Origin of the sequence: Plantibacter sp. CFBP 13570, from assembly GCF_014841395.1 — a bacterium.
Classification (GTDB): domain Bacteria; phylum Actinomycetota; class Actinomycetes; order Actinomycetales; family Microbacteriaceae; genus Plantibacter; species Plantibacter auratus.
Genome location: NZ_JACYTW010000056.1, coordinates 1 through 23516, shown reverse-complemented (window position 1 = coordinate 23516; position 23516 = coordinate 1). Strand labels below are relative to the sequence as shown.

General features: G+C 70.1%; 27 protein-coding genes and 1 pseudogene. 22 read left to right on the top strand and 6 right to left on the bottom strand.

The features are described from left to right. The 6 genes and pseudogenes from IFT89_RS16040 to IFT89_RS16015 form a co-directional block, all read left to right on the top strand. Positions 1 to 349, top strand: a pseudogene (locus IFT89_RS16040) (acetyl-CoA C-acyltransferase); the annotation flags it as partial. After that, positions 346 to 1056, top strand: a complete 711-nt coding sequence (locus IFT89_RS16035) for an energy-coupling factor ABC transporter ATP-binding protein (protein WP_202939449.1) — start codon at positions 346 to 348, stop codon at positions 1054 to 1056. The pseudogene IFT89_RS16040 and the gene IFT89_RS16035, both read left to right, overlap by 4 nt. 4 nt (positions 1057 to 1060) lie before the next feature. Further along, positions 1061 to 1657: an energy-coupling factor transporter transmembrane component T family protein gene (locus tag IFT89_RS16030; RefSeq protein ID WP_194643262.1), complete on the top strand. Its 597-nt coding sequence runs from the start codon at positions 1061 to 1063 to the stop codon at positions 1655 to 1657. Then, on the top strand, positions 1654 to 1983 hold the full coding sequence (locus tag IFT89_RS16025; protein ID WP_202939448.1) for a CHY zinc finger protein: 330 nt from the start codon (positions 1654 to 1656) through the stop codon (positions 1981 to 1983). The genes IFT89_RS16030 and IFT89_RS16025 overlap by 4 nt, the downstream gene beginning before the upstream one ends. A gap of 145 nt (positions 1984 to 2128) precedes the next feature. Then, complete coding sequence (locus IFT89_RS16020; RefSeq protein WP_137242668.1) at positions 2129 to 2350, top strand: hypothetical protein; 222 nt, start codon at positions 2129 to 2131, stop codon at positions 2348 to 2350. Then, on the top strand, positions 2347 to 2736 hold the full coding sequence (locus IFT89_RS16015) for a type II toxin-antitoxin system VapC family toxin (protein WP_161578572.1): 390 nt from the start codon (positions 2347 to 2349) through the stop codon (positions 2734 to 2736). The genes IFT89_RS16020 and IFT89_RS16015 overlap by 4 nt, the downstream gene beginning before the upstream one ends. A gap of 99 nt (positions 2737 to 2835) precedes the next feature. Here IFT89_RS16015 and nhaA read toward each other — a convergent pair whose 3' ends face one another. Then, positions 2836 to 4137, bottom strand: coding sequence for a Na+/H+ antiporter NhaA (gene nhaA, locus IFT89_RS16010; RefSeq protein WP_202939447.1), 1302 nt, complete (start codon positions 4135 to 4137; stop codon positions 2836 to 2838). A 160-nt stretch (positions 4138 to 4297) separates the two neighbouring features. Between nhaA and IFT89_RS16005 the strand changes: the two genes are divergently transcribed. The 3 genes from IFT89_RS16005 (at position 4298) to IFT89_RS15995 (ending at position 6950) form a co-directional block, all read left to right on the top strand. Beyond that, positions 4298 to 5026, top strand: a complete 729-nt coding sequence (locus tag IFT89_RS16005; RefSeq protein ID WP_137242670.1) for a VIT1/CCC1 transporter family protein — start codon at positions 4298 to 4300, stop codon at positions 5024 to 5026. 199 nt (positions 5027 to 5225) lie between these two features. Next, positions 5226 to 5399, top strand: coding sequence for a CsbD family protein (locus IFT89_RS16000; RefSeq protein WP_086472763.1), 174 nt, complete (start codon positions 5226 to 5228; stop codon positions 5397 to 5399). Between the two features lie 279 nt (positions 5400 to 5678). Beyond that, positions 5679 to 6950: an HNH endonuclease signature motif containing protein gene (locus tag IFT89_RS15995; RefSeq protein ID WP_137242671.1), complete on the top strand. Its 1272-nt coding sequence runs from the start codon at positions 5679 to 5681 to the stop codon at positions 6948 to 6950. A gap of 540 nt (positions 6951 to 7490) precedes the next feature. Here the strand turns inward: IFT89_RS15995 and IFT89_RS15990 are convergent. Then, positions 7491 to 8144 (bottom strand): hypothetical protein, encoded by a 654-nt coding sequence (locus IFT89_RS15990; protein WP_202939446.1) that lies wholly within the window; start codon positions 8142 to 8144, stop codon positions 7491 to 7493. Between the two features lie 207 nt (positions 8145 to 8351). Here IFT89_RS15990 and IFT89_RS15985 point away from each other — a divergent pair, with 207 nt between their 5' ends. Next, positions 8352 to 9872, top strand: coding sequence for a glycosyltransferase family 39 protein (locus IFT89_RS15985; protein WP_202939445.1), 1521 nt, complete (start codon positions 8352 to 8354; stop codon positions 9870 to 9872). A gap of 4 nt (positions 9873 to 9876) precedes the next feature. Next, a complete protein-coding gene (locus tag IFT89_RS15980) occupies positions 9877 to 10374 on the top strand; it encodes a GtrA family protein (protein WP_202939444.1) in 498 nt (165 codons plus the stop codon). A 10-nt stretch (positions 10375 to 10384) separates the two neighbouring features. Here the strand turns inward: IFT89_RS15980 and IFT89_RS20635 are convergent, their stop codons facing one another. Next, entirely contained in the window at positions 10385 to 10876 is a 492-nt protein-coding gene (locus IFT89_RS20635; RefSeq protein ID WP_086472760.1) for a MarR family winged helix-turn-helix transcriptional regulator, read from the bottom strand. Between the two features lie 122 nt (positions 10877 to 10998). Here IFT89_RS20635 and IFT89_RS15970 point away from each other — a divergent pair, with 122 nt between their 5' ends. The 11 genes from IFT89_RS15970 to IFT89_RS15920 all read left to right on the top strand — a co-directional run bounded on the left by IFT89_RS15970 (position 10999) and on the right by IFT89_RS15920 (position 21450). Further along, positions 10999 to 12222 carry a TerC family protein gene (locus IFT89_RS15970; protein ID WP_192004202.1) on the top strand — a complete coding sequence of 408 codons (1224 nt, stop codon included), beginning with the start codon at positions 10999 to 11001 and terminating at the stop codon, positions 12220 to 12222. A 129-nt stretch (positions 12223 to 12351) separates the two neighbouring features. Next, positions 12352 to 12942, top strand: coding sequence for a TerD family protein (locus IFT89_RS15965; protein WP_079704612.1), 591 nt, complete (start codon positions 12352 to 12354; stop codon positions 12940 to 12942). 58 nt (positions 12943 to 13000) lie between these two features. Next, positions 13001 to 13579 carry a TerD family protein gene (locus tag IFT89_RS15960; RefSeq protein ID WP_079704611.1) on the top strand — a complete coding sequence of 193 codons (579 nt, stop codon included), beginning with the start codon at positions 13001 to 13003 and terminating at the stop codon, positions 13577 to 13579. Positions 13580 to 13631: 52 nt separating this feature from the next. Continuing rightward, complete coding sequence (locus IFT89_RS15955; protein WP_079704610.1) at positions 13632 to 14843, top strand: toxic anion resistance protein; 1212 nt, start codon at positions 13632 to 13634, stop codon at positions 14841 to 14843. Positions 14844 to 14898: 55 nt separating this feature from the next. Beyond that, positions 14899 to 15414, top strand: coding sequence for a hypothetical protein (locus tag IFT89_RS15950; protein ID WP_124768209.1), 516 nt, complete (start codon positions 14899 to 14901; stop codon positions 15412 to 15414). Further along, the gene (locus IFT89_RS15945; protein WP_064295863.1) at positions 15414 to 15965 is read left to right on the top strand and encodes a TerD family protein; all 552 of its coding nucleotides are present in this window, start codon (positions 15414 to 15416) and stop codon (positions 15963 to 15965) included. The genes IFT89_RS15950 and IFT89_RS15945 overlap by 1 nt, the downstream gene beginning before the upstream one ends. Positions 15966 to 15968: 3 nt before the next feature. Then, a complete protein-coding gene (locus tag IFT89_RS15940) occupies positions 15969 to 16817 on the top strand; it encodes a hypothetical protein (protein WP_202939443.1) in 849 nt (282 codons plus the stop codon). A gap of 2 nt (positions 16818 to 16819) precedes the next feature. Further along, positions 16820 to 18013: an HpcH/HpaI aldolase/citrate lyase family protein gene (locus IFT89_RS15935; protein WP_071261351.1), complete on the top strand. Its 1194-nt coding sequence runs from the start codon at positions 16820 to 16822 to the stop codon at positions 18011 to 18013. A gap of 73 nt (positions 18014 to 18086) precedes the next feature. After that, positions 18087 to 19493, top strand: coding sequence for a phosphoribosyltransferase domain-containing protein (locus tag IFT89_RS15930; protein WP_202939442.1), 1407 nt, complete (start codon positions 18087 to 18089; stop codon positions 19491 to 19493). Further along, positions 19475 to 20641 (top strand): cysteine protease StiP family protein, encoded by a 1167-nt coding sequence (locus IFT89_RS15925; protein ID WP_202939441.1) that lies wholly within the window; start codon positions 19475 to 19477, stop codon positions 20639 to 20641. Before IFT89_RS15930 ends, IFT89_RS15925 begins: the two co-directional genes overlap by 19 nt. Further along, the gene (locus IFT89_RS15920; RefSeq protein WP_202939440.1) at positions 20638 to 21450 is read left to right on the top strand and encodes an HAD family hydrolase; all 813 of its coding nucleotides are present in this window, start codon (positions 20638 to 20640) and stop codon (positions 21448 to 21450) included. The genes IFT89_RS15925 and IFT89_RS15920 overlap by 4 nt, the downstream gene beginning before the upstream one ends. Before the next feature lie 12 nt (positions 21451 to 21462). Here IFT89_RS15920 and IFT89_RS15915 read toward each other — a convergent pair whose 3' ends face one another. The 3 genes from IFT89_RS15915 to IFT89_RS15905 form a co-directional block, all read right to left on the bottom strand. Next, complete coding sequence (locus IFT89_RS15915; RefSeq protein WP_202939439.1) at positions 21463 to 22701, bottom strand: molybdopterin molybdotransferase MoeA; 1239 nt, start codon at positions 22699 to 22701, stop codon at positions 21463 to 21465. Then, the gene (locus IFT89_RS15910; RefSeq protein WP_202939438.1) at positions 22698 to 22970 is read right to left on the bottom strand and encodes a DUF6457 domain-containing protein; all 273 of its coding nucleotides are present in this window, start codon (positions 22968 to 22970) and stop codon (positions 22698 to 22700) included. The genes IFT89_RS15915 and IFT89_RS15910 overlap by 4 nt, the downstream gene beginning before the upstream one ends. Next, positions 22967 to 23516 (bottom strand): NTP transferase domain-containing protein (locus IFT89_RS15905; RefSeq protein WP_202939437.1); only part of this gene is annotated, 550 nt, incomplete at its 5' end. The genes IFT89_RS15905 and IFT89_RS15910, both read right to left, overlap by 4 nt.

Here is a 23516-nt window from a genome sequence, read left to right as displayed (position 1 = left end):
CGACCCGGCACTCCCGGGGATCGGGGCCGCGCCGGCGATCCTCGACGCCCTCGACCGGGCCGGCGTGGACCTCGCGCAGGTCGCCGCGTTCGAGATCGTGGAGGCGTTCGCGGCCCAGACGCTCGCCGTGCTCGACCGGCTCGGTGTCGCCGAGGACGACGAGCGTCTCTGCGCCGACGGTGGCGCCCTCGCGCTCGGTCACCCGTGGGGCGCAAGCGGTGCGGTGGCCGTGGTCCGCCTGTTCTCGCGGCTCGTCCGCGGCGGGGCTCCGGCGGGCACGATCGGGGTGGCGGCGGCCTCGGTCGGTGGCGGTCTCGGCGTCGCCGCGGTGTTCGAGGTCGTGCGATGATCGGGGACATCGACCAGTCATCCGCCATCCGTCTCGACGGCGTCACCGCACGTCTCGGCGACACCGTCGCTCTCGACGACGTGACGCTCCACCTCGACGACGCGCGCATCGCGGTCATCGGGGCGAACGGCTCAGGCAAGTCCACCTTCGCCCGGCTCGTCGGGGGCCTCACGCGAGCGACCGCCGGCAGTGTCCAGGTCCACGGCGTCGACGCCGCGAAGGACACGGCGACGCTTCGACGACTCGTCAGCATCGTGTTCAGCAACCCGGACGCACAGATCGTCATGCCGACGGTGGCGGAGGACGTCGCGTTCTCCCTCCGCGGCACGAAGGCATCGAAGGCCGACATCGCCGCGCAGGTCGCCGACGCGCTCGACGAGTTCGGTCTGACGGCGCTCGCCGACCGGTCCGCCTACGAACTCTCCGGTGGCCAGAAGCAGCTGTTGGCGCTCTGCGGGGCCGTGATCCGTCGGCCGGCGCTGCTCATCGCCGACGAACCCACCGCTTACCTCGACGCCCGCAACAGCGCCGCCGTCGCCGACCACCTCCTGCACCCCGAGGCGGGCCATCAGCTCCTCCTCGTGACCCACGACCTGGAGCTCGCCGCCCGCTGCGACACCGCGCTGCTCTTCGACAGTGGGCGGGTCGTCGCCCAGGGCGCACCCGACGACGTGATCGCGGCCTACCGCGCGAGTCTGCGGGCGTAACGACATGATCACCCTGTACCGTCCTGGCTCCGGCTGGCTCCACCGGGCACCGGCCGGCCCGAAGGCGCTCGGCATCCTCATCGTGGTGCTCGCGATCTCGCTCCTGCCGACGAGTTGGTGGACCGCGGGCATCGCCACCACCGTGACCGTCCTCGCCTACCTCGCCTCGGGCCTCGGCCTCGGCGAGCTCGGACGGCAGCTCCTGCTCATCCGCTGGATCATCACGATCACGGTGGCCGGCCAACTGCTGTTCCTCGACGTCGAGTCCGCGGTGTCGAACACGTCCCGGATCGTCGCCGCCATCCTGCTCGCGGCGCTCCTCGTGCTGAGCACGCGCGTCGCCGACCTGCTCGACGCCTTCGAGCGCGTCCTCCGGCCCCTGGGTCGCTTCGGTGTCGATCCCTCCCGCATCGCACTGATGCTCGCCGTCGCCATCAACACGGTGCCGGTCCTCGCCCGCCTGGCCACGAGCGTCCGGGAGGCGCAGCGGGCGCGTGGGGCCGGGTCGAACCTGGTGACCTTCGTCGTGCCGTTCCTCGTGGTGTCGCTGAAGCACGCCGACGAGCTCGGTGAGGCCCTCACCGCTCGGGGCGTCCGGTGAGCGGCGGCGACACCGCGCGCGTCCTCGGCAAGACGGTCGACGGCGAGACGCGCTGCGTCCACTACGCGACCGCGCTCGACGTCATCGCGATCCGCTTCGCCTGCTGCGGCGAGTACTACCCGTGCCACCTGTGCCACGCGGAGTGCGCCGACCATCCGGCCGAGCAGTGGCCGCGCGAGCAGCGCGACCGCGAGGCGATCCTGTGCGGCGTGTGCTCGACGGAGCTGACGATCGACCGCTACCTGGAGGTCGACGGCTGCCCGAACTGCGACGCCCGGTTCAATCCGGGCTGCCGCCTGCACTCGGCGTACTACTTCCAGCCGTGACCGTAGACGCTCACTGCATCGAGCCCACGGTGCACGCTCGGGAATCGCGCGGTCGGCAGAATTCGGTGTTACACCGAAACGCTCAGTGTTACACTGAATTATGCCCACGAAGCACGCTCGCACGAACCTCACCCACACGCCGCAGGTGAAACACGCACTCGAGGTCGCTCGGATGCACTGGCCGGACGAGGATCGTGAGAGCGCCTTGCTGTTGAACCTCTTGGATGCAGGGGCGAAGGCGCTTGAAGCCGGCGAGCAGTCCACCACGGAGCGCCGTCGCGCGCGCATCCTCGACACAGCGGGCAGGTACACCGGACTGTATGAAGCCGATTACTTGGATCAGGTCCGCGAAGGCTGGGCCGAGTGATCGTCCTCGATGCGGGCGTTCTGATCGGTTTCCTCGATGGGTCGGATGCTCACCACGGCGCCGCTGTCGCCCTGCTCGAAGAACACCCCACCGGCTACCTCGTTCACCCACTCACCGCTGCCGAGATCCTCGTGGGGCCCGCGAAACGCAATATCGAGGATCAGGTTTGGCACGACCTGAGAGGCATTGGCGTCGAGGTGGCCGAACTCGGCTCCGACGAACCGCTCGCCCTGGCCCGACTGCGAGCACAGTGGGGGCTGAAGATGCCCGATACGTGCGTTCTCGCCACGGCAGAGAAGTACGATGTCTCCCTCGCGACCTTCGACCGTCAATTGGCCGGCATCGCGAGCCGCGCCGGCCGCCTGATCCCTGATCTCGGGTCGTGACACCGCAGCGCTGCGCGAGGCGCTCCAGCCACACTCTTCCGGAAGCCACTCCCACACGCTGCGGTACCACCCTGCAGGGCTCTGATCGGATGCCCGCACCTACCTCGGCGCTTGCTCGGATCCAGCCGTGACCGCCCGCCGGTAGACGCGGTTGCGGGCGGCGAGGATCGCGGCACCGATAGCGGCGGCGATGAGCGAGCCGGCGAGCACACCGACCTTGACGTGGTCGTCGGACTCGCTGCCGACACCGAAGGACAGTTCACCGACGAGCAGCGACACCGTGAATCCGATGCCCGCGACGAACGCCATGCCGACGAGGTCGACCCAGCGGATCGACGGGTCGAGGCCGAGGCCGGGCAGTCGGGTGACGAGGAACGTCGTCACCAGGATGCCGATCGGCTTGCCGAGGACGAGCCCGGCGATGATCCCGAGCGCGATGGTGTCCTGGAATGACTCGACGAGCCCGGAGATCCCGCCGATGACCACGCCCGCGGAGAAGAAGGCGAAGATCGGGACGGCGACCGCCGTGGAGACGACGCTCCAGCGATCGGCGAAGTGCGCCGCGAGGCCTTCGTAGACCGGGCGCCCCTCGGCGGTGGTCCCCACCTGGACGCGGGCGCGCTTGGTCGAGAAGACGGGCACCATGAAGCCGAGCAGCACGCCGGCGACGGTCGCATGGATACCGGAGGCATGGATGAGCGCCCAGGTGCACAGACCGAGCGGGATGAGCACCCACCAGGCCCGGACGCCGCGCTGGACGAGCACGGCGAAGACGGCGAGCGGCACCGCGGCGAGCGCCAGCGGCAGGAACTCGATGTGGTCGGTGTAGAAGATCGCGATGATGCTGATGGCGATGAGGTCGTCCACCACGGCGAGCGTGAGCAGGAAGGTCCGCAGTGCCGGCGGCAGGAACTTGCCGACCACCGCGATCACCGCGACGGCGAACGCGATGTCCGTGGCGGCCGGGATCGCCCATCCCTGCAATGCGTCGGGCCCGGCACTCAGGTTCACGAGGACGTAGATGACGGCGGGCACGGCCACTCCGCCGACCGCGGCGGCGATGGGGAGTACCGCGGTCTTGGGGTTCCGGAGCTTGCCGGCGACGAACTCCTCCTTGAGCTCCAGACCGACGACGAAGAAGAAGATCGCGAGGAGTCCGTCGGCCGCCCAGGCACCGACGGAGAGGTTCAGATGGAGCGCCTCCGGACCGAAGGTGAAGTCCCGGACGCTCAGGTAGAACTCGGAGGCGCCGGTGTTGGCGAGCACGAGCGCGAGTGCGGTGGCGACGACGAGGAGGGCACCACCGACGGTGTCCTGTTGGAGCGTCTGGTGGATGCCTCGCCAGATCGAGTGCGGGGCCTGGTCGGCCGGCAGGTCGTGGGAGCGGTGCGCGTCGGGCATGCGGATCCTTCGGGTGAGGGTTCGGTCGAGCAGCAGAGCGATCTCGATCGATCGCCCGCCGACCAGACTTCCCGGCGCACCAGCCTCCATTCTAGGCGATCGGGTGGGGGATCGGCCGGGAACCGTGCGCAGGCGGCCTGCGCAGTGCTTGGATGCATCCATGAGCTCCTCACCACCGACCGGCGGCCACCCGGACGAACCGCACCGCGGTGACCTCGCGGGCCGCTTGAACTGGCTCCGTGCGGGTGTGCTCGGCGCGAACGACGGCATCGTCTCCGTCGCGTCCCTCGTCGTCGGAGTCGCCGGTGCCACGACCGACAGCGCCCCGCTCCTCGCAGCGGGTGTCGCGGGGCTCGTCGGTGGCGCGATCTCCATGGCCCTCGGCGAGTACGTGTCGGTGAGCAGCCAGCGGGACAGCCAGCGGGCCCTCATCGCGAAGGAGCGGCGGGAGCTCTCCGACGACCCCGAGGCGGAGCTCGCGGAACTCGCCGGGATCTACGAGGCGAAGGGGCTCCAGCCGACGACCGCGAGGCGGGTCGCCGAGGAGCTGACCGCGCACGACCCGCTCACGGCACACCTCGAGGCCGAACTCGGCATCACCGAGGACGCGGTCGTCAGCCCGTGGGCGGCCGCCGGCGCGTCGGCGCTCGCCTTCACGATCGGGGCGCTGCTCCCCCTGCTCGCGATCCTGCTGCCGCCACCCGAGGTGCGCGTCCCGATCACCTTCGTCGTCGTGCTCATCGCGCTGGCGCTCACCGGCTTCACGAGCGCGAGGATCGGCGGCAACCCCGCGCTCCGCCCGACCGTCAGGGTCGTGGTCGGTGGAGCGCTCGCCCTCGCCGTCACCTTCGCCATCGGCACCCTGCTCGGCACGAGCGGCGTGGTCTGATGGCCAGGGTCCTGGCTGTCGGGGACGAACCGACGACGGGTGTGCTGGTGCAGCGGTCCGGGGAGTTCTCTGGGAGTCTGCTGGAGCCCCGCCCGGACGTGGAGCTCCCGGGTGTAGAAGTGAAGGGCGTCCACCAGGTCGCCCTGTCGGATTCGATCAGTGCGGATCGACAGCCCGAAGAACATGTGAGGAGCACCATATGAGCGCAGCAGACAAGATCAAGAACGCCGCCGAAGACCTCGCGGGCAAGGCCAAAGAGGCCGTCGGCAAGGCGACCGACAACGACAAGCTCGTCGCGGAGGGCAAGGCCGACCAGGCCAAGTCCGACGTGAAGCAGGCCGGTGAGAACGTGAAGGACGCGTTCAAGAACTGACCTCCCGATCACACGAACGCCGGTGCCCCGCTCGGGTCACCGGCGTTCGTCTGTCTGCGGGGGGGGGGGGGGCCGACTCGGCTCACCGCCCCCGGAGAAACCCCGCCAACCCGGTGGACCTCCCCCGGTCCCTGAGCCTGTCGAAGGGCCCACGGGTGAACCCCACGAGTCCGGCATGCCTCCTCCGCTCCCTGAGCCTGTCGAAGGGCCCACGAGCAACTTCCACAGCCGTCCCGACTCAGCATCTGGAATGTCAGTGCTCCATGGTGGACTGGTTCCATGACCGAGACCACCCTCACCGCGATCCGCGTCGGCGACGAGTACGCCGCGCAGCTCGCGGAGTTCTCGGACGAATGGGCAGAGCTCCACCGGCAACAAGCCGTCCTCGACGCCCGCAAAGCGCGCCTCCTGGCCCGCTCCGCCGCCTATGCGGACGCGTTCGCCGACGCCACGGTCCCGGCGATCTTCCCGCCGGCCGAACGGCAGGACCTCTCCCGCCGCTCCACTTGCGCGGCCCTTGCGATGGCGACGCGAACGCCGGAACGGACGATCCAGCGTGCGACCAACGACGCCGAACGTCTCGTGAACGACGCACCGGCCGTGCTGGCGTCGCTCGAAGCGGGCCGCATCTCGGCGCGGCACGCACAGGTGATCACCGACCAGCTCTGCGACGTCCCACCCGCGGGCCGGGCCGCGTTCCTCGAAGCAGTCCTCCCCGTGGCGGAGCGCATGACCGCCGCCAGGCTCAAGGGCCGCGCCCGAGTGCTGCGCGAGCGACTCCACCCCGAGTCGATCACCGCACGCGCGGTCCGCTCCGAGGCCGACCGCCGCGTCGAGTTCGAGCCGGCCGCCGACGGCATGGCATGGGTGCACCTGTTCACCACCGCGCCCATCGCGCAGGGCATCACCGAGCGGGTCGAGGCGGCGGCGGCGGAGTCGCGCGCAGCTGGTGACACTCGCACCTGCGCCCAGCTGCAGGCGGACGCCCTCGCGGCGCTCGCGCTCACCGGCGTGACCCCGGAAGACGTGATGTTCAGCCCAGTGCTGCCGCACCCGATCGAAGTGCAGGAGCACATCAAGCCAACCGTGCAGATCACGGTCCCGGCACTGAGCATGGCCGGCGTCTCCGACGCCCCGGCCACCCTCGACGGGTACGGGCCGATCGACCCGGAGACCGCAGCCCGTATCGCGGTGAACGCACCCAGCTTCACCCGGATCCTCGTCCAGCCCGAGACCGGCGCGTTGCTCTCCGTCGGGCGGAATCAGTACCGAGTTCCGGCCGACCTGCAACGCGCGGTGCGGCTTCGGGACGGCACCTGTCGTGCACCCGGTTGCGGCAGGCGCGCCAGAGCCTGCGACCTTGATCATTCGGTCGCCTGGGACGACGGCGGGACGACAGATGTCGGGAACCTCGCCTGCCTCTGCCGACATCACCACCGGATGAAGCATCTGCCCGGATGGAACCTCGACCACGGACCCGGCGGGGTGCTCGACTGGACAACGCCCGATGGGAAACGCCACCGGACCGAACCGGATCCCGCGCCGTTCTGACCCCCGCCGGCCCCTGAGCTGCGCCGCGCTGAGCCTGTCGACGTGTCGAAGGGTTCCTCATGGGCACTTCGACAAGCTCAGTGACCGGGGGAGGTGTACCCGGAACGATTCGGTCCCTGAGCCTGTCGAAGGGCACTCCGGTTGCGCCACCTCCGTGACCGGGAGAGGTTCACCCGCGACGCTCCGGTCCCTGAGCCTGTCGAAGGGCACTCCGGTTGCGCCGCCTCCGTGACCGGGAGAGGTTCACCCGCGACGCTCCGGTCCCTGAGCCTGTCGAAGGGGAGTTCGGGCCGCATCACCTCGGTGACCGGGAGACGTGGGCCCGGAAGCGCTCCGGTCCCAGAGCCCGACGACGTGCCGAACGGCATCCTCGTGGGCACTTCGACAAGCTCAGTGACCGGGACAGGTGTACCCGGAACGATTCGGTCCCTGAGCCTGTCGAAGGGCACTCCGGTTGCGCCACCTCCGTGACCGGGAGAGGTTCACCCGCGACGCTCCGGTCCCTGAGCCTGTCGAAGGGCACTCAGGCCTGCAGTACAGCTAGTCCTTGATGAGCAGGATCGGGTCGCCGTCGAAGGAGTCGTAGGGGTTCGGGTCGGTGAAACCGCCGTCGTACATGAGGCCGGCCGGAGCCTTGCCACCGGCGGGAGCCGCCGCGACGTAGCACTGCGTGATCGGCGCGCCAGCGTCGAACTCCTCGGTGAACGACTCGGATCCGCACTCGTCCCACCCGATGAGCGTGGCCTCCTGGACCTTCTCGCCATCGGCGTCGACGGGCGAGAAGGAGGTCGCGTCGCTGTTGAACGCCACCGGGTCGCCCGACACCTTGGTCATCTCGAGCCGGATGAGCGTGATGTCGTAGCCGTCGAGTTCCCCGCCGTCGAACTGCGTCTTGAGGAACGCGACCTGGTCGGCCGTCGCGGGGGTGACCTCGGTCAGCTTCGCGCTGATGAGTGCGGTGACGCCGTCGGTGCCCTGCGACTCGTAGACGATCGGTTCATCGATCCCGACCTGCGCTCCAGGCTCGGTGACCTCACCGTCCGCTGATCCGGTCGAGGTCGGCTTCGACGTGGCAGACGACGAAGCCTTCTCCGTCGGCTTCGCGTCGGGGGCCGACGGCGTGGAGCATCCGACCAGCACGAGCATGGCTGCGACGGGGAGGGTGATCAGGGCGGTGACGCGGGAGAGCTGCATCGGGATTCCTTTCGGCGGCGGACTCCAGCAGTCTGTCCCGCGCGCCGTTGCCGCGCGATGGGGACAACTCCCCACCGGGGCGGCCGGGCTCCTGCCGTGGAGTCCCGGCAGGATCCCCCGCGGCCTCTCAGGAATCTCTCTGCTGGCGTTCATCCGAGCGGCGGACGATGAGACGACGCGCCAGGTTGTCGCGTCCGAGGGGAACCCATGACTGCGACGATCACCGTTCCGACCGCGCCCTCGCGCCGTCGGTGGGACGCCCTCCACACCCTCCTCGGCGGCCGCGCCGCACCCTGGGTCGTCGGCCTGTTCGCCACCCTCGTCTCGCTCATCGGCATCGGCACGCCGTCGTACTGGGGTGACGAGGCGGCGAGCGTCCTCGCCGCCGAACGCCCCCTCCCCGTCATGTTCGGGATGATCGGCCACATCGACGCCGTCCACGGCCTGTACTACGCATTCCTGCACGTCTGGACCGGCGCCTTCGGCACCGCCGAGGCCGTCACGCGGTTCCCGAGCGCGATCGGCGTCGGTCTGGCCGCGGCCGGCACGGTCGTGCTCGCGCGGTCCATCTTCACCCCGGCGATCGGCATCACGGCGGGCCTCGTGTTCGCCGTCATCCCCCAGGTCACACGGATGGGCGCCGAGACGCGCTCCTATGCGCTGGGCATGGCCGCGGTCGTGTGGCTGACGGTCTGGTTCGTGTCGCTCGTGCGCCGCCGGTCCACGTCCCGCCGCAGCTGGGCACTCTTCGCCATCGCGAGCGCCGCCTCGATGTACCTGTTCCTGTACCTCGCGATGCTCCTCCTCGTGCACGCCACGTGGATGGTGCTCCAACGCCCCGGGCGGCGGGTGATGCGAGCGTGGGGCTGGTCCCTGGCCGGTGCACTGGTCCTCGGCGCTCCGATCGTGATCGCGGGCATCGCGCAGCGCGAGCAGATCGCGTTCCTCGGCAGGCGGGACTACGCGACGCCGGAATCGGTGCTCGTCGGCCAGTGGTTCCAGACGCCGGCCTTCGCCGTGCTCGCGTGGCTGCTCATCGTGCTCGCTCCCATCGGGGTCCTCGTGGTGCGCCGATCCTCCCGACAGCGTCGCGCCCTGGCGATGATCGCCGTCTGGGCGCTCGCACCGACCGCGCTGCTCATCATCGGCAACACCCTCGTGACGCCGATGTACAACCTGCGCTACGTCACCTTCTGCGTCCCGGCCGTCGCCATCATGATGGCGCTCGGACTCCGGACGCTCGTCGACCTCCTGCCGAAGCGGGTGGACCGCGCGGTGGCGACCGCGGTCGGTGTCGCGCTCGTTCTGGCGCTCGCGATCCCGGTCCTCGCGGAACAGCGCGGCCCGTTCGCGAAGGACGACGGCAGCGACCTCCGGCAGACCGCGGAGGTCGTCCAGGCCCATGCCTCGCCGGGCGACGCGGTCGTCTTCGACCAGTCGGTGAAGCCCTCGCGCAAGTCGCGGCTCGCGATCGACCTCTACCCGCAGGCCTTCGCCGGCCTGGACGACGTGGCGCTCGAGACGAGCTACCGCGACCGCCCCGAGCTCTGGGATCTCGCCGCGCCGCTGTCCGAGATCCACGACCGGCTCATCGGCCACGACACCGTCTGGGTCGTCGAGGGCTCGAGCACCTCTCCGAACGTGGCGGACCTCGAGGCGCTCGGCTACCACGTCGAGCAGCGGATCCCCGTCCACCGCAGCATCGTCTTCGAGCTGGTCAGGTCGTGACGCGATGGTGATCCGAGCCCTTCCCGATGCGCGCGCGCTGCTCCGGCGACCGATCGTCCGCGAGGTCGCCGCCTTCGGCCTCGTCGGCGGCGCCGGCTTCCTCGTCGACGTCGGGGTCTTCAACCTGCTCGCGTACACCGTGTTCTTCCACACCGGCACCTCCGGGCTGCTGGTGGCGAAGGGCATCTCCACGACGCTCGCCATCGTGGCCAACTGGGTGGGCAACCGGCTCCTCACCTTCCGCGCGCATCGGCGCTCGGACGTCGCCCGCGAAGCGCTCGAATTCGGTCTGGTGAGTCTCGCGGGCGGCGCGATCGCCCTGGCCTGCCTCTGGGTCTCCCACGACGCGATGCACTTGACGACGCCGCTGGCGGACAACGTGTCGGCGAACATCGTCGGGCTGGCCCTCGGTTCCGCGTTCCGCTTCGTGCTCTACCGCTTCTGGGTGTACGGACCGCGGGCGGAGCGGACGGGGCCGATCCCCGTGCGCGTCGACCCGTGAGGCCGTCCAGTCAGCGACTCGCGTTGTGCTGCGAGACGGCGTCGCTGACCCAGGAGAACTCGTCGACGAACCGCGAGAGCAACCGGGCGAGTTCCGCTCGATCGCGCTCGCTCCACTTGCCGACGAGGGTGTTGTAGACCTGCTGCGCCGCCTGCCGGTGTCGTTCGAGGGCGGTCCGTCCCTCCTCCGTCGCGCTCACGAGCACCGCGCGGCGATCACTCGGATCCGTCGCCCGGACGACGAGACCACCCTCCTCGAGGCGACGCACCTCGGCCGTCGCGGTCGACTTGTCGACGTCCATCCAGCCCGCGACCGTGGACATGCGGATCGGCCCGGCGGTGATGACGTATTCGAGGAGCCACGCGTCCGTGGCGGTGAGGGCGGCACCCTCGGCGTCGTGCAGTGAACGCCGGTTGTCGGCCCTGGTGGACCACCGGAGCACCGTCGCGAGGGACGCCTGGATGACGGCTCCCGCCTCGGCGGGGTCGACGTCATCGCTCATAGCTGAATTCTTTCTGAATACGTGCGTTCGGGTGTTGGTTCGACCATACCAACTATATAGTGGGACGGCACCAACTAAACATCACCCGTCCCCCACCTCGAGCGCTGCGGAGAACACAGCCCATGGAAATCCCCGGATACGTCTGGCTGCTGACGATCGTCGGCATTCTGGCCCTCCTCGCCTTCGACTTCATCTTCCACGTGCGCAAGGCCCACGAGCCGACGCTGCCGGAAGCCGCGAAGTGGTCGGCCCTCTACGTCGGTATCGCCATCGTCTTCGGCCTCGGTGTCCTCTTCTTCGGCGGTGGCACACTCGGATCCGAGTACTTCGCCGGCTACATCACGGAGAAGGCCCTGTCGGTCGACAACCTCTTCGTCTTCCTCATCATCATGTCGAGCTTCCGCGTGCCGCGGGCCGACCAGCAGAAGGTGCTCCTCTTCGGCATCGTCTTCGCCCTCATCGCCCGCACCGGCTTCATCTTCCTCGGTGCCGCCGCGGTGAACGCCTGGTCCTGGCTGTTCTACATCTTCGGCGCGTTCCTCATCTTCACGGCGATCAAGCTCCTCCGCCCGGAGGAGGAGAGCGACGACGCGAACAACTTCGTCATCCGTCTCGCCAAGCGCCTCTTCAAGACGACCGACCGCTACGACGGCGACAAGCTCGTCACCATCGAGAACGGCAAGAAGGTCCTCACGCCGATGCTGCTCGTCATGGTCGCCATCGGCGGCACCGACCTGCTCTTCGCGCTCGACTCGATCCCCGCGATCTTCGGCCTCACGCAGAACCCGTACATCGTCTTCACCGCGACGGCGTTCTCGCTGCTCGGCCTCCGTCAGCTCTACTTCCTCATCGACGGCCTGCTCGACCGCCTCATCTTCCTGAGCTACGGCCTGGCGGCGATCCTCGGATTCATCGGTGTGAAGCTCGTCCTGCACGCGCTCCACGAGAACACCCTGCCGTTCCTCAACGGTGGCGAGCACATCCCGGTGTTCGAGATCAGCACGGGCCTGTCGCTCATCGTCATCATCGGCATCCTGACCGTCACGGTCCTCGCCTCGCTCCTCAGCCCGGCCGGTCGTGCACACACGATCATCAGCGACGCCCGCACGCAGGCGAAGAAGATCGTCGACCACGCCGACGCCCCGGAGGACATCCCGGACGGTCACCACGTGGACGAGGTCGAACTCGAGACGAGCTACACCCGCATGGTCGAGCGCCAGAAGTCGTTCGCGAACCTGAAGCCCAAGCACCAGGCGAAGGCGGCCGACGACGAGGAGCTCCAGCGGCTGCTCGCCCGGGCCCACGAGCTGCAGGCGAAGAGCTCCGACTCACGCGGCCTGCTCTGAACGGACCGGGAATCCGGGCGCTCGCCCGGCTGAACCGATAACGTGGACGTGCGCTCCCAGCTTCGGCCGGGGGCGCACGTCCCACACCTCACCACCAGCAACACGATGAAGCATCTAGGAGACGGAACCATGGGTCTGAGTCTGGAAAAGGGCCAGTCGCTCTCACTGACGAAGCAGGACGGCGGTTCGCTCACGCGGATCCGCCTCGGTCTCGGCTGGGACGGCGTCGCACCGGTGAAGCGCGGCTTCTTCGGCCGCTCGTCCGCACCCGACATCGACCTGGACGCCTCAGCGATCTTCTTCGACGCCACCGGCAAGGTGCTCGACACCATCTGGTTCCAGCAGCTCGCGAGCAAGGACGGCTCGGCCAGCCACACCGGCGACAACCTCACGGGTGCCGGCGACGGCGACGACGAGACGATCCTCGTCGACCTCTCGAGGGTCGCCCCGTCCGTCCAGCAGATCGTGTTCGTGATCAGCAGCTACAGCCGCCAGACCTTCGACACCGTGCAGAACGCCTTCAGCCGGATCATCGACGACTCGACCCCCGGCTCGCCCGAGGTCGCCCGCTACCAGCTCACCGACTCCGGTCCGCACACCGCGATGATCATGTCGAAGGTCTCGCGCGAGGGCAACGGCTGGACCTTCAAGGCGATCGGCGAGCGCGCCAACGGGCGTTCCGTCATGGACCTCCTCGGCCCGGCCGCCCAGGCCCTCTGAGCACCACCCGCAGCAGTCCCCCGCGCGCCAGCGCAGTTCCGAAGGAGAAGCGATCACCATGGCAGGACTCACCCTCGAAAAGGGCAACAACCTCTCGCTCACCAAGACCAGCCCCGGCCTGACGGTCGCGACGGTCGGTCTCGGGTGGGACCCGCGCACCACGAGCGGTGAGGCCTTCGACCTCGACGCCTCCGCGCTGCTCGTCGGCGCGAACGGCAAGGTGCGCTCCTCCGCCGACTTCATCTTCTACAACCAGCCCGCCTCGGCGGACGGCTCCGTCAAGCACCTCGGCGACAACCGCACCGGCGACGGCGAGGGCGACGACGAGCAGATCTCGGTCGACCTGAACGCGGTCGGGGCAGACGTCGAGCGCGTGATCATCGCCGTGTCGATCGACAAGGCCGACGAGCGTCGCCAGAACTTCGGCCAGGTCCGCGGAGCGTACTGCCGCATCGTCGACCAGGACGGCACCGAGATCGTCCGCTTCGACCTCAGCGAGGACGCCGCCCCCGAGACCGCCATGCTGTTCTCGGAGCTCTACCGCAACGGATCCGAGTGGAAGTTCAAGGCCGTCGGCCAGGGCTACACCACCGGTCTCGCCGGCATCGCCGGCGACTTCGGCGTCCCGCTCGGCTGAGCACCGACGCCTCAACCACGAGCAAGCCACACACGAGAGCAAGGTCGACCGTATGAGCACGCCACTCACTCCGCCAGACGCCAACGAACAGGCAGCAGCCTCCCTCGTGCTGCACGCTCCGGATGCACCGGACGTCGTGCAGGCCGAAGAGGCACCGGGCATGGTCCCCGTCCCGGCGGAGCGCCAGACGGAGATCCAGCAGCAGGCGCGCTCCTTCGTGACGGAGGTCGCGACGCTCGACCCGCGCTCGCCCGAGTTCACGCAGAAGATCGAGGGCATCTCCCAGATCGGCGGCAAGGAGATGGTGCAGTCGAGCGGCTACTCCTCCCGCATGCTCGACCGCTCGTCGACCTCGGTCGCCGGTGCGAAGCGTTCGGGTGACAGCGCGCAGATCAAGGTCGCGACCACGCTCGGCGACCTCCGCAGCACCGTCGAGGACCTCACGCCGAACCAGGCGGACCTCGGCGTCGGCCGCAAGATCCTCGGGTTCATCCCGGGCGGCAACAAGCTCGCCAAGTACTTCCAGAAGTACGAGTCCGCGCAGACCCAGCTCGACAAGATCATCAAGTCGCTCATGGCCGGCCAGGACGAGCTCCTCAAGGACAACGCCGCCCTCGCCGGCGAGAAGGTCCAGCTCTGGGAGACGATGCAGGCGCTCAGTGAGTACGCCGTCTTCGCGAAGGCGCTCGACGCCGCCTGCGTCGCCAAGATCGACGAAGCCCGCTCCTCCGGACGCATCGAGGAAGCCCAGAAGCTCGAGGCCGACGTCCTCTTCCCCGTCCGCCAGCGCCACCAGGACATCCTCACGCAGCTCGCCGTCTCGGTGCAGGGCTACCTCGCGATGGACCTCATCCGCAAGAACAACCTCGAGCTCATCAAGGGTGTCGACCGCGCTCGCACCACGACGATCGCCGCCCTGCGGACCGCCGTCGTCGTCGCGCAGGCCCTCGCGAACCAGAAGATGGTCCTCGACCAGATCGACGCGATCAACACCACGACGAACAACATGATCCTGCAGACGAGCGAGATGCTGAAGGACCAGACCACGCGCATCCACCAGCAGGCCTCCACCGCGGGTGTCAGCGTCGAGACCCTGCAGCGCGCGTTCGACAACGTCTTCCAGACCATGGACGCGATCGACACCTTCCGTGCCGAAGCCGCCAAGAACATGGAGGGCACCGTCAACGCGCTCGAGTCTGGTCTCGAGAAGGCGAAGCCGTACCTCGAGCGCAGCCGTCAGGCCGAGCAGCGCGAACTGCGGTAGCCTCACGCTCGGGTGATCGGGCGCACGGGTCGCTGAGGACGAAGGGGGACGAGGGATGGCATTCGGACGACTGCTGAACGCACTGCGGACCGGCGGGGCCGAGCCGCTCGGCGTCGTCGACGCCACGCCGGCGCCCGTCGGTGAGACCGAGGACGAGCAGACGGCCCGGCACCTCGACGAACTCCGCGACTCGGTGCGCTCCGTGGGGCGCGACCTCCCCACGCTGCTCACCTCGCAGCTCCGACAGATCGACGACCAGTTGCGCCTCGTCGTCGCGACCATCGCCGACCAGGGTGCGTCGACCGAGCAGCGCGTGCTCCTCGCCGCGATGGTGACGGATTATCTCCCGAGCCCGCTGCGCTCCTTCCTCGCACTGCCGGCCGCGGACCGCGCCGACGACTCCCGCAGCACGATCGTCTTCGCCCGTCAGCTGGAGCTCATCGAGGAGACCATCCGCGACCTCCTCAACCAGATCCGCATCGGAGCGATCGCCGAACTCTCGACGCACGGTCGCTTCCTCTCCGACAAGTTCCAGGAGCCCGACGCCGGTCTCGTGCTGGGTGCGCACTGATGGCGTCGCTGATCGCGGGCGCGAACGCCGCGCTCACCGCCGAGAACCCCGGCCTCGACGCCGTACTCATCGGGTTCGGCTGGGACGTCATCGCGAGCCGCGGACCGCAGAGCGAGCCCGTGCCGCTGGCGATCATGTGCGGCGACGACGGCAAGGCGCTGTCCGACGACCACCTCGTGTTCTTCAACCAGGTCGAGAGCCAGGACGGCGCGGTCACCTTCTCGTCCGAGGCCGACGACGAGGAGATCGACGTCGAGCTGTCGCGCGTGCCGGACGCCGTGTCGAAGATCGCCTTCCTGCTCTACATCGACCCCGACGTCCGCGGTCCCGGTGACTTCTCGCCTGTGCGCTCGGCGTTCGTCCGCGTCGCCACGCCCGACGGTCGGGAGCTCGTGCGCTTCGACGTGCCGATCGCCGAGGTCCGCAGCAGCCAGGCGCTGCTCCTCGCCGAGCTGTACCGGCACCGCTCGGACTGGAAGTTCCGCGCCCTCGGGCAGGGGTACGCCGGTGGGCTCGCCGGCGTGGCACGCGACTTCAGAATCGACCTCTGAGCCGTGCCGCTCAACACCTCCCCGGTGCGACGGGACATCGACTACCTCCGTCGTCGGGTGAAGCCGAGACCTGAGCCGGTGGCGCAGGCGGAACCCGTGGCGAGCGCCCCGGCGGCACCTCCCCCCGCAACGCCCGCCGCGTCGGCAGCACCGTCGACGGGACTCACGCTCGGCGGGCCGTCGACGCCCGCCGCCGCACCCCCTGCCCCGGCGGCATCGGCAGCGCCGTCTGCACCGTCGGCACCGTCGACGGGACTCTCGCTCGGCGGATCCTCGTCGCCCGCTCCCGCTACGCCGTCGGGACGCCCCGCCACCACGCCCGCCGCAGCTCCGATGACCCCGCAGCCCTTCCTGGCTCCGACAGCCGAGGAGGTCCGCGTCCTCGACGACGAGACCCCACTGGTCCGGCTCGACCCGCGTCAGTCCGCGATCGGCAGCCTCATCGTCGGCGGAGCGACGGCGATCGTGTGGGAGACCGTCGAACTCGTGACGGGAGTCGCGACGGCCGACGGCATCGACGGCACACCGGTGACGACGCCCGGCAACCGGCCGCTGCTCGGCTTCGACGGCGGCGACGCGATCCTCGCGCTCCGGCACGTGCACCTCATCCGGCGGGCGCTGTTCGTCGGCACAGCCGGTCACCCACTGACGGTGCAGCTCTTCGACGGCGAAAGCTTCGCCGCGGCTGACGACACCGGCGCACCGCCGGTCGTCTCGCTGTTGCGCATCGGGTCGAGACTCGAACTCCGCCTCGAACCCCTTCCCGCCGAGATCCCCCTCGAGACGCTCCTGCAGCAGTTCGGCTTCGAGCCGACGCCGTACGTCGTCGCCCGCGAACCCCGGAGACGATGACCATGCGCCACTTCAGTTACGTCGACGACAAGCGCGCGTCGCGGCTGTTCCACAAGCTCCCGAGCCCCATCAGCATCGACTCCCCGCCGGAACACGTGGCGGCGGCACTCGGCGCCACGCTCTACAGTCCCGGCACGCGCCCGACGCTCGCGAAGGACGTCGTGAAGCAGGCGAAGCACGGCTGCCTGAGCATGGTGCTGTGCCTCGAGGACTCGGTCCCCGACGACGCGGTCGAGTTCGCCGAGACGAACGTCGCGGAGGCGATGCAGCAGCTCGCCGCCAAGAGCTCGGGGTCCAAGCGCCCCGTGCTGCCGCTGCTGTTCATCCGCGTCCGCACGCCCGAGCAGCTCGAGCGGGTCGCCGGACTCCTCGGTCCGGGACTCGACCTCCTGAGCGGCTTCGTCATCCCCAAGTACGAGAACAGCGACGGGGTGGCGGACCGCTTCTTCGAGGCGCTCGGTCGCGTGCAGCGCGACTACGGGCAGGACGGGTCGAACGGCGCGCGTCGCCTCCGGGTCATGCCGATCCTCGAGTCGCCGCGGATGATCCACCGCGAGACCCGCGACGACACCCTCTCCGGGATCGTCGACGTCACCAAGGCCCACCGCGAGGACGTCCTCGCGGTCCGCATCGGCGCCACCGACCTCTCGAGCGCCTTCTCGCTCCGGCGCTCGCGCGACCTCACCGTGTACGACGTGAAACTCGTCTCCTCGGTCATCGCCGACGTCGTCAACGTCTTCGGTCGACCGGGCGACGACTTCGTCATCACCGGCACGGTCTGGGAGCACTTCCACAACGCGGAGCGGCTCATGCGCCCGCAGCTGCGCATGACGCCGTTCCAGGACGCGAACGAGGCGCAGCTGCGTCAGAAGCTCCTCCTCAAGGGACTCGACGGCCTCATCCGCGAGATCGCGCTCGACCAGGCGAACGGGTTGCTCGGCAAGACGGTCATCCACCCGAGCCACGTGCCGGTCGTCCACGCGATGTCGGTCGTGAGCCACGAGGAGTACGTCGACGCCCTCTCGGTCGTCGGCGATGTGGGCGGCGGTGCCAACGCCTCCCCGTATCGGAACAAGATGAACGAGATGAAGCCGCACCAGGCGTGGGCGCGCAAGACCCTGCTCCGCGCGGAGGCCTTCGGGGTGGCAGCGGAGGAGACGACGTTCGTGGACCTCCTCGAGACGAGCATGCGGTGACCGTATGGACGGGCCGCTGCTGGGCCGCTGCAGAGAACACCTCCTTCGTCGACCTCCTCGAGACGAGCATGCGGTGACCGCATGGACGGGCGCATGGACAGGCGGTTTCGTTCGCGACGCCGTCGGCATCGGCCTCCGCTCGGACGCATCCCGAAGCCTGATCCCGGTGGAGGACCTCGTCGGTCTCGCACTCCGCGACAACCCCAAACGCGCGCAGCTGCTCGTGTCGACGGTCCTCGCCAAACACGTGCCGACCGTGCCCGGCCTGGCACTCGCCGCCGGAGAACTGCTCGGACTGCTGGTGCGGAGCGCGCTCGACGGCAGCGATCCGGAGACGGCTCCGTTCGACACGGTGGCGCAGCTCCTGGCCCGTCGGGAACGGCCGGATGCTGACGGTCTCGCCGCCCTCACCGCCGTCCGCGAGCACCTCGCCCAGCTCCGTGATGCGGCCCCAGTGGCCGGGCCGGAGCTCGTCACCGTCGGCTACGCGGAGACGGCGACCGGGCTCGGCCACATCGTCGCCGACGCGCTCGGCTCGCCGTACCTCCACTCCACGAGACACGAGGCGGAGGTGCCCTTCACTCCGTTCGAGGAGGAGCACTCGCACGCGAGCGACCACCGCCTGTACCCGAGCGACCCCGCGTGGGCCACGGTCGGCGGCACCACGGTGCTCGTCGACGACGAGTTGAGCACGGGACGCACCGTCCGCAACACGATCACCGCGCTGCACGCCACCACGCCGCAGGCGCACTGGGTGGTCGCGGGCCTCATCGACCTCCGTTCGGATGCGGACCGGCAGCGCTTCGACGACCTCGCCCACCGCCTCGGCACCCGGATCACCGTCGTCGCGCTCGGCGTGGGTGCCGTCGACCTTCCGGAGGACGTCCTCGCCCGCGCGCGAGCGGTCATCGACGCTGCGCCCGCCACGTCGGCCGCGGGATCGACCGCTGCCGGCGACGTCGTCGTGGTGGACGCCTCCGACCTGCCGCCCGTGCGGAGCGCGCGCTTCGGTGCGCCAGGACGCCTGGACGACGCGGTGACCGCCGCGATCGCCGACCGAGTCCTTCCGGAGCTGCCGGACGGCGAGGTCGTGGTGCTGGGCTCCGAGGAGTTCATCGCGGTACCGCTGGCCGTCGCCGACCACCTCGACCGCACCCGCGGAGCGACGCGCTTCTCGACCACCACGCGGTCCCCCATCGCCGTCATCGACCGTGACGACTACGCCATCGCGAGCGCGGTGTCCTTCACCAGCCACGACCGCACGATCGACGGCTTCGGACCCCGCTTCGCCTACAACCTCTCGCGCAGCGGCTCGCGGTTCGCGGCGGTGGTCCTGTTCCCGGAGCCGGGCGCCGACCGCGAGCTCCTGCTCCGGCCCGACGGCGTCGTCGAGGCGCTGCGGACCGTCACCGACCACGTCATCGTCGTCCTCCTCACCGAATCCGTCCCGACCCCAGCCGAATGGAACCCCGCACCGTGACCATCGCCGCCGCCCTCCCCGAGCCGCTCACCGGACCGGACTTCGGGTCCTACGACGCCTCGGAGGTGCGCTGGCTGCTGACCGACCTCGGCGACACCCGCCTCGAGGCCGACGCCTCCGAACGCGAGGCCGCGATCCAGAGCGGTCGCGCGCACTACGCCGAGTCGCTGCCCATCGAGTACCTGCCCTCCCCCGAGTACGAGGAGCTCTACCGGGACGCCCTCGCGCGGTCGAGCCGACGTCTCGCGGTGGCCGTCGGTGTCGTCACCGACCTCGTCCTGGCCTCCCGCGCGAACCGCCCCGTGCTGGTCTCCCTCGCCCGCGCCGGTACGCCCATCGGGATCCTCATGCGTCGCTGGGCGAAGGAGGTCCGTGGGATCGACGTGCCGCACTACACGATGAGCATCGTGCGCGGTGTCGGCGTCGACGGGACCGCGCTGCGCTACCTCGCGGCGCACCACGATCCGGAGCAGATCGCGTTCGTCGACGGCTGGACCGGCAAGGGCGCCATCGCGCGTGAACTGACGGCGGCACTGGAACTCTTCGCCGAGACCGACGGCATCCGCTTCTCCGACGAGCTGGCGGTCCTCGCCGACCCCGGCCACTGCGTGCCCGTGTACGGCACCCGCGACGACTACCTCATCCCCTCGGCGTGCCTGAACTCCACCGTCTCCGGCCTCGTGTCCCGCACGGTGTACAACCGCGAACTGCTCTCCGACGACCAGTTCCACGGCGCCAAGTTCTACCGTGAGCTCAGCAGTCACGACGTCTCCGGCGCGTTCCTCGACGCGGTCTCCAGCCGCTTCGCCGAGGTGGTCGACGACGTCGTCGCTGGTGTGGCGGAGGCCTCGGTGGCCGATCGCGAACCGAGCTGGATCGGCTGGGAGGCCGTCGAGCGGATCCGGGAACAGTACGACATCCCGACCGTGAACCTCGTGAAGCCGGGTGTCGGCGAGACCACCCGCGTGCTGCTCCGCCGGGTGCCGTGGAAGGTGCTCGTGTCGCCGGACTCCCTCGACGACGTCGCGCACGTGCTCCTGCTCGCCGAGCAGCGCGGTGTGCCGGTCGAGGTCGTGCCAGGCTTGCCCTACAGCTGTGTCGGGCTCATCAACCCGTTGAGCGACGCTGCGGCGGGAGACGCTCAGTGAGCGCCCTCGTCGCCTGCGACCTCGACCGCACCCTCATCTACTCGCCGAAGGCGTTCTGGCTCGAGACACCGGACCCCGAAGCGCCGTCGATCATCGTCTCGGAGCTCTGGAACGGCGTGCCGATCTCGTTCATGACGCGCGAGTCGGAGCGACTGCTGATCGAGCTGCGCTCGCAGGCCGTGTTCATGCCGGTCACGACGCGGACGGTCGCGCAGTATCAGCGGGTGCAGCTGCCGGGCGGCGCGCCCGCGTACGCGATCACGAGCAACGGCGGCGAGATCCTCGTCGACGGCATCCCGGACGCCGACTGGCGCGACCGGGTGCGAGCGCACCTCACCGACCACACCGCCCCGCTCGACGAGGCGCTCGCGCGCTTCGAGGAGCTGGCGTCGCCGACCTGGATCCTCAAGACGAACGTCGCGGACGCGCTGTTCTTCTACTCGATCGTCGAGCGCGACGCGATCCCGACGGGCTGGCTCGAGCAGGTCGAGCAGGAGTGCGAACGGCTCGGGTGGACGGTGTCCCTGCAGGGACGCAAGCTCTACTGCGTGCCACGGACGCTCACGAAACACGACGCCGTCAGCGAGGTCGCCCGTCGGCTCGACGGGCCACTCGTGCTCGCGGCCGGCGACTCGCTCCTCGACCAGTCGATGCTGGAGACCGCCGACCTCGCGTTCCGTCCGGCGCACGGCGAGCTCGACGACGAGGGCTTCACGATCGACACGCTGACGGTCACCGAGCGGCGCGGCATCCTCGCCGGTGAGGAACTGCTCCGGTTGATGACGGCGGCAGCCGTCCAGGGCCGCTGACCCGAGGCCCGATCACCAGGGCAGGTCGAGACTCGGTACCAGACCGCCCGTGGCCGCGCCGGAGCCCGGACACACGAGCACGCCGTCGGCGTCGGCGAGGCCACGGAGCATGGCTGCCCCGTGCCACGGCGTCGGCTCCGCATGCGGCATGGCCGAGTCGGGCTCGCGCACCGAACGGTAGGGGCGAAGCACCGTCCCGGAGCGGACCCCGTCGATGGGCGAAGCGAGCACCGCCGGTCGCAGGGCCGGGAGTTCGAGTCCCTGGAGGCCCGCGAGCACCGGGTGCACGAGCGTGAGGACGCTGAGCAGTGCGGCGAGCGGATTGCCGGGGAGCCCGACGAACAGGCGACCGTCCGGCAGCCGCGCGAGCAGGGCGGGGCCACCCGGACGGACGTCGACGCCGTCCACGAGGAAGTCCGCTCCGGCGTCGCGCAGCAGCGCTCGGACATGATCGGCGCGGGAGTCGCCGGTACCACCCGTGGTCACGACGAGGTCCCGCTGGTGGCGGGCAGGAGCGCCGACCGCACTCGTCAGCCCGAGGGCGTCGGCCGTGGTGGACGCGTCATCGCCGACACGGACGCTGGACGTCACGACGCCACCGAGCGAGGTGATCACTCCCGGGAGGGATGGGCCGAAGCTGTCGCGGACGAACCCCGGGCCGGGCACGCCGCTCGTGACGACCTCGTCACCCGTGAGGACCAGGCGGACCCGCGGGGTCGGTACGACAGGCACGCGGTCGAAGCCGGCTCCGGCGGCGACCGCGAGATGGACGGGCCCCAGACGTGTGCCGGCGTCGAGCAGGGTCGCGCCCGCGGGTGACTCGGTTCCGGCGGGCCGGATGTGCCGCCCCGGGCGCGGCTCCTCGCTCGGAGCGGACGGCGCGAGGTGGAGGCGAGCTGATCCCGCGCTCTGCTCGACCACGCCGTGCTCGAGCTGGAGCACAGCCTCGGCGCCCGCCGGGATCAGCCCACCGGTCAGCACGTCGACCGCGACACCGTCGCTGAGTCCGACCGACCGCGCGCGCTCGGCGTCACCGCCGGTCAAGAGCACCCACGGCCCGCTCCCGGCCAGCGCCCAGCCGTCCATCGCCGAGGAGTCGTAGTGCGGGATCGCGATGGGCGAGACGAGCGGCGCCGCGAGGACGTGCCCGAGGGCCTCGGTGAGCGCCAGGGTGTCGGCGACGTCGGACCGCAGCGCGGCACCCGCCGCATGCGCGATGCTGCGGGCGTCCGACCAGGAGGACCTCGTCATGCGGTCGAGTCCGAGGCGACCAACCGTTCCACGGCCGCGGTCGCAGCCTCGGCGGCGGCGACCGGATCCGCCCCGCTCGCGAGCGCCTTCCCGACGGCGATGCCGACGAGATAGGTGGTGAGCGGGGCGGCCGGACGCAGCACGGCGTGCGCGGCCGTGCCCGCGAGTCCGAGGACGGCGTCGATGTCGACCGCGACGTCGCCGACCTCCAGCTCGGCGGACACCCGGTCGGTCCAGTCGGCGAGGACGGCATGCAGGTCGTCGGTCATGGCAGACGCTCCTCAGGGTCGGCGGTCGGTGTGGTGGACGCGGTCGATGCCGGCGACTCGACGGCGGTGACGACCCCGAGTCCGGTGGCGTCGGCCCAGGTGTCGACGTCGGCCGAGCCGCCGTCGGTGATGGGCACCTGTCGGAGGACGAGTCCGGCGAGCAGCTGGTGGACGGCGACACCCGCGAGGTCACCGCTCGGCTGTGACATCCGGAGTGCGGCGACCCGGCCTTCCAGGGCCTCCCGGTGGTAGACGGCGAGCAGCGACTGCTCACGACCGGAGTCGTCCACCGCGACCCAGCCGTCGGCGTCGGTCCCGGTCGCGGCTGTGGCTGTGGCTGCGTCGAGCACCGCGGCGAGCGCCGGTGCGGCATCCGGCATGTCGCAGGCGAGGACGGCGACCTGCGCGGGACCCTCGGCCGCGACGTCATCACGCAGGGCGTCCAGGCCTGCGGCGATGGCCGCGGCAGGACCGCCGAACACGGGGCGCTCGCGGACGAAGCGGACCGGAGCGGTCGTCCCGACCTCGGGGCCGACCACGACGACA

Coding starts and splice junctions, on each gene's coding strand:
- IFT89_RS16035 (WP_202939449.1), top strand. CDS start 346: ATGATCGGGGACATCGACCAGTCATCCGCCATCCGTCTCGACGGCGTC.
- IFT89_RS16000 (WP_086472763.1), top strand. CDS start 5,226: ATGAGCGCAGCAGACAAGATCAAGAACGCCGCCGAAGACCTCGCGGGC.
- IFT89_RS15980 (WP_202939444.1), top strand. CDS start 9,877: ATGGTGATCCGAGCCCTTCCCGATGCGCGCGCGCTGCTCCGGCGACCG.
- IFT89_RS15910 (WP_202939438.1), bottom strand. CDS start 22,970: ATGACCGACGACCTGCATGCCGTCCTCGCCGACTGGACCGACCGGGTG.
- IFT89_RS16030 (WP_194643262.1), top strand. CDS start 1,061: ATGATCACCCTGTACCGTCCTGGCTCCGGCTGGCTCCACCGGGCACCG.
- IFT89_RS15970 (WP_192004202.1), top strand. CDS start 10,999: ATGGAAATCCCCGGATACGTCTGGCTGCTGACGATCGTCGGCATTCTG.
- IFT89_RS20635 (WP_086472760.1), bottom strand. CDS start 10,876: ATGAGCGATGACGTCGACCCCGCCGAGGCGGGAGCCGTCATCCAGGCG.
- IFT89_RS15985 (WP_202939445.1), top strand. CDS start 8,352: ATGACTGCGACGATCACCGTTCCGACCGCGCCCTCGCGCCGTCGGTGG.
- nhaA (WP_202939447.1), bottom strand. CDS start 4,137: ATGCCCGACGCGCACCGCTCCCACGACCTGCCGGCCGACCAGGCCCCG.
- IFT89_RS15965 (WP_079704612.1), top strand. CDS start 12,352: ATGGGTCTGAGTCTGGAAAAGGGCCAGTCGCTCTCACTGACGAAGCAG.
- IFT89_RS15925 (WP_202939441.1), top strand. CDS start 19,475: ATGGAACCCCGCACCGTGACCATCGCCGCCGCCCTCCCCGAGCCGCTC.
- IFT89_RS15935 (WP_071261351.1), top strand. CDS start 16,820: ATGCGCCACTTCAGTTACGTCGACGACAAGCGCGCGTCGCGGCTGTTC.
- IFT89_RS15995 (WP_137242671.1), top strand. CDS start 5,679: ATGACCGAGACCACCCTCACCGCGATCCGCGTCGGCGACGAGTACGCC.
- IFT89_RS15960 (WP_079704611.1), top strand. CDS start 13,001: ATGGCAGGACTCACCCTCGAAAAGGGCAACAACCTCTCGCTCACCAAG.
- IFT89_RS15990 (WP_202939446.1), bottom strand. CDS start 8,144: ATGCAGCTCTCCCGCGTCACCGCCCTGATCACCCTCCCCGTCGCAGCC.
- IFT89_RS15955 (WP_079704610.1), top strand. CDS start 13,632: ATGAGCACGCCACTCACTCCGCCAGACGCCAACGAACAGGCAGCAGCC.
- IFT89_RS16005 (WP_137242670.1), top strand. CDS start 4,298: ATGAGCTCCTCACCACCGACCGGCGGCCACCCGGACGAACCGCACCGC.
- IFT89_RS15915 (WP_202939439.1), bottom strand. CDS start 22,701: ATGACGAGGTCCTCCTGGTCGGACGCCCGCAGCATCGCGCATGCGGCG.
- IFT89_RS15950 (WP_124768209.1), top strand. CDS start 14,899: ATGGCATTCGGACGACTGCTGAACGCACTGCGGACCGGCGGGGCCGAG.
- IFT89_RS15945 (WP_064295863.1), top strand. CDS start 15,414: ATGGCGTCGCTGATCGCGGGCGCGAACGCCGCGCTCACCGCCGAGAAC.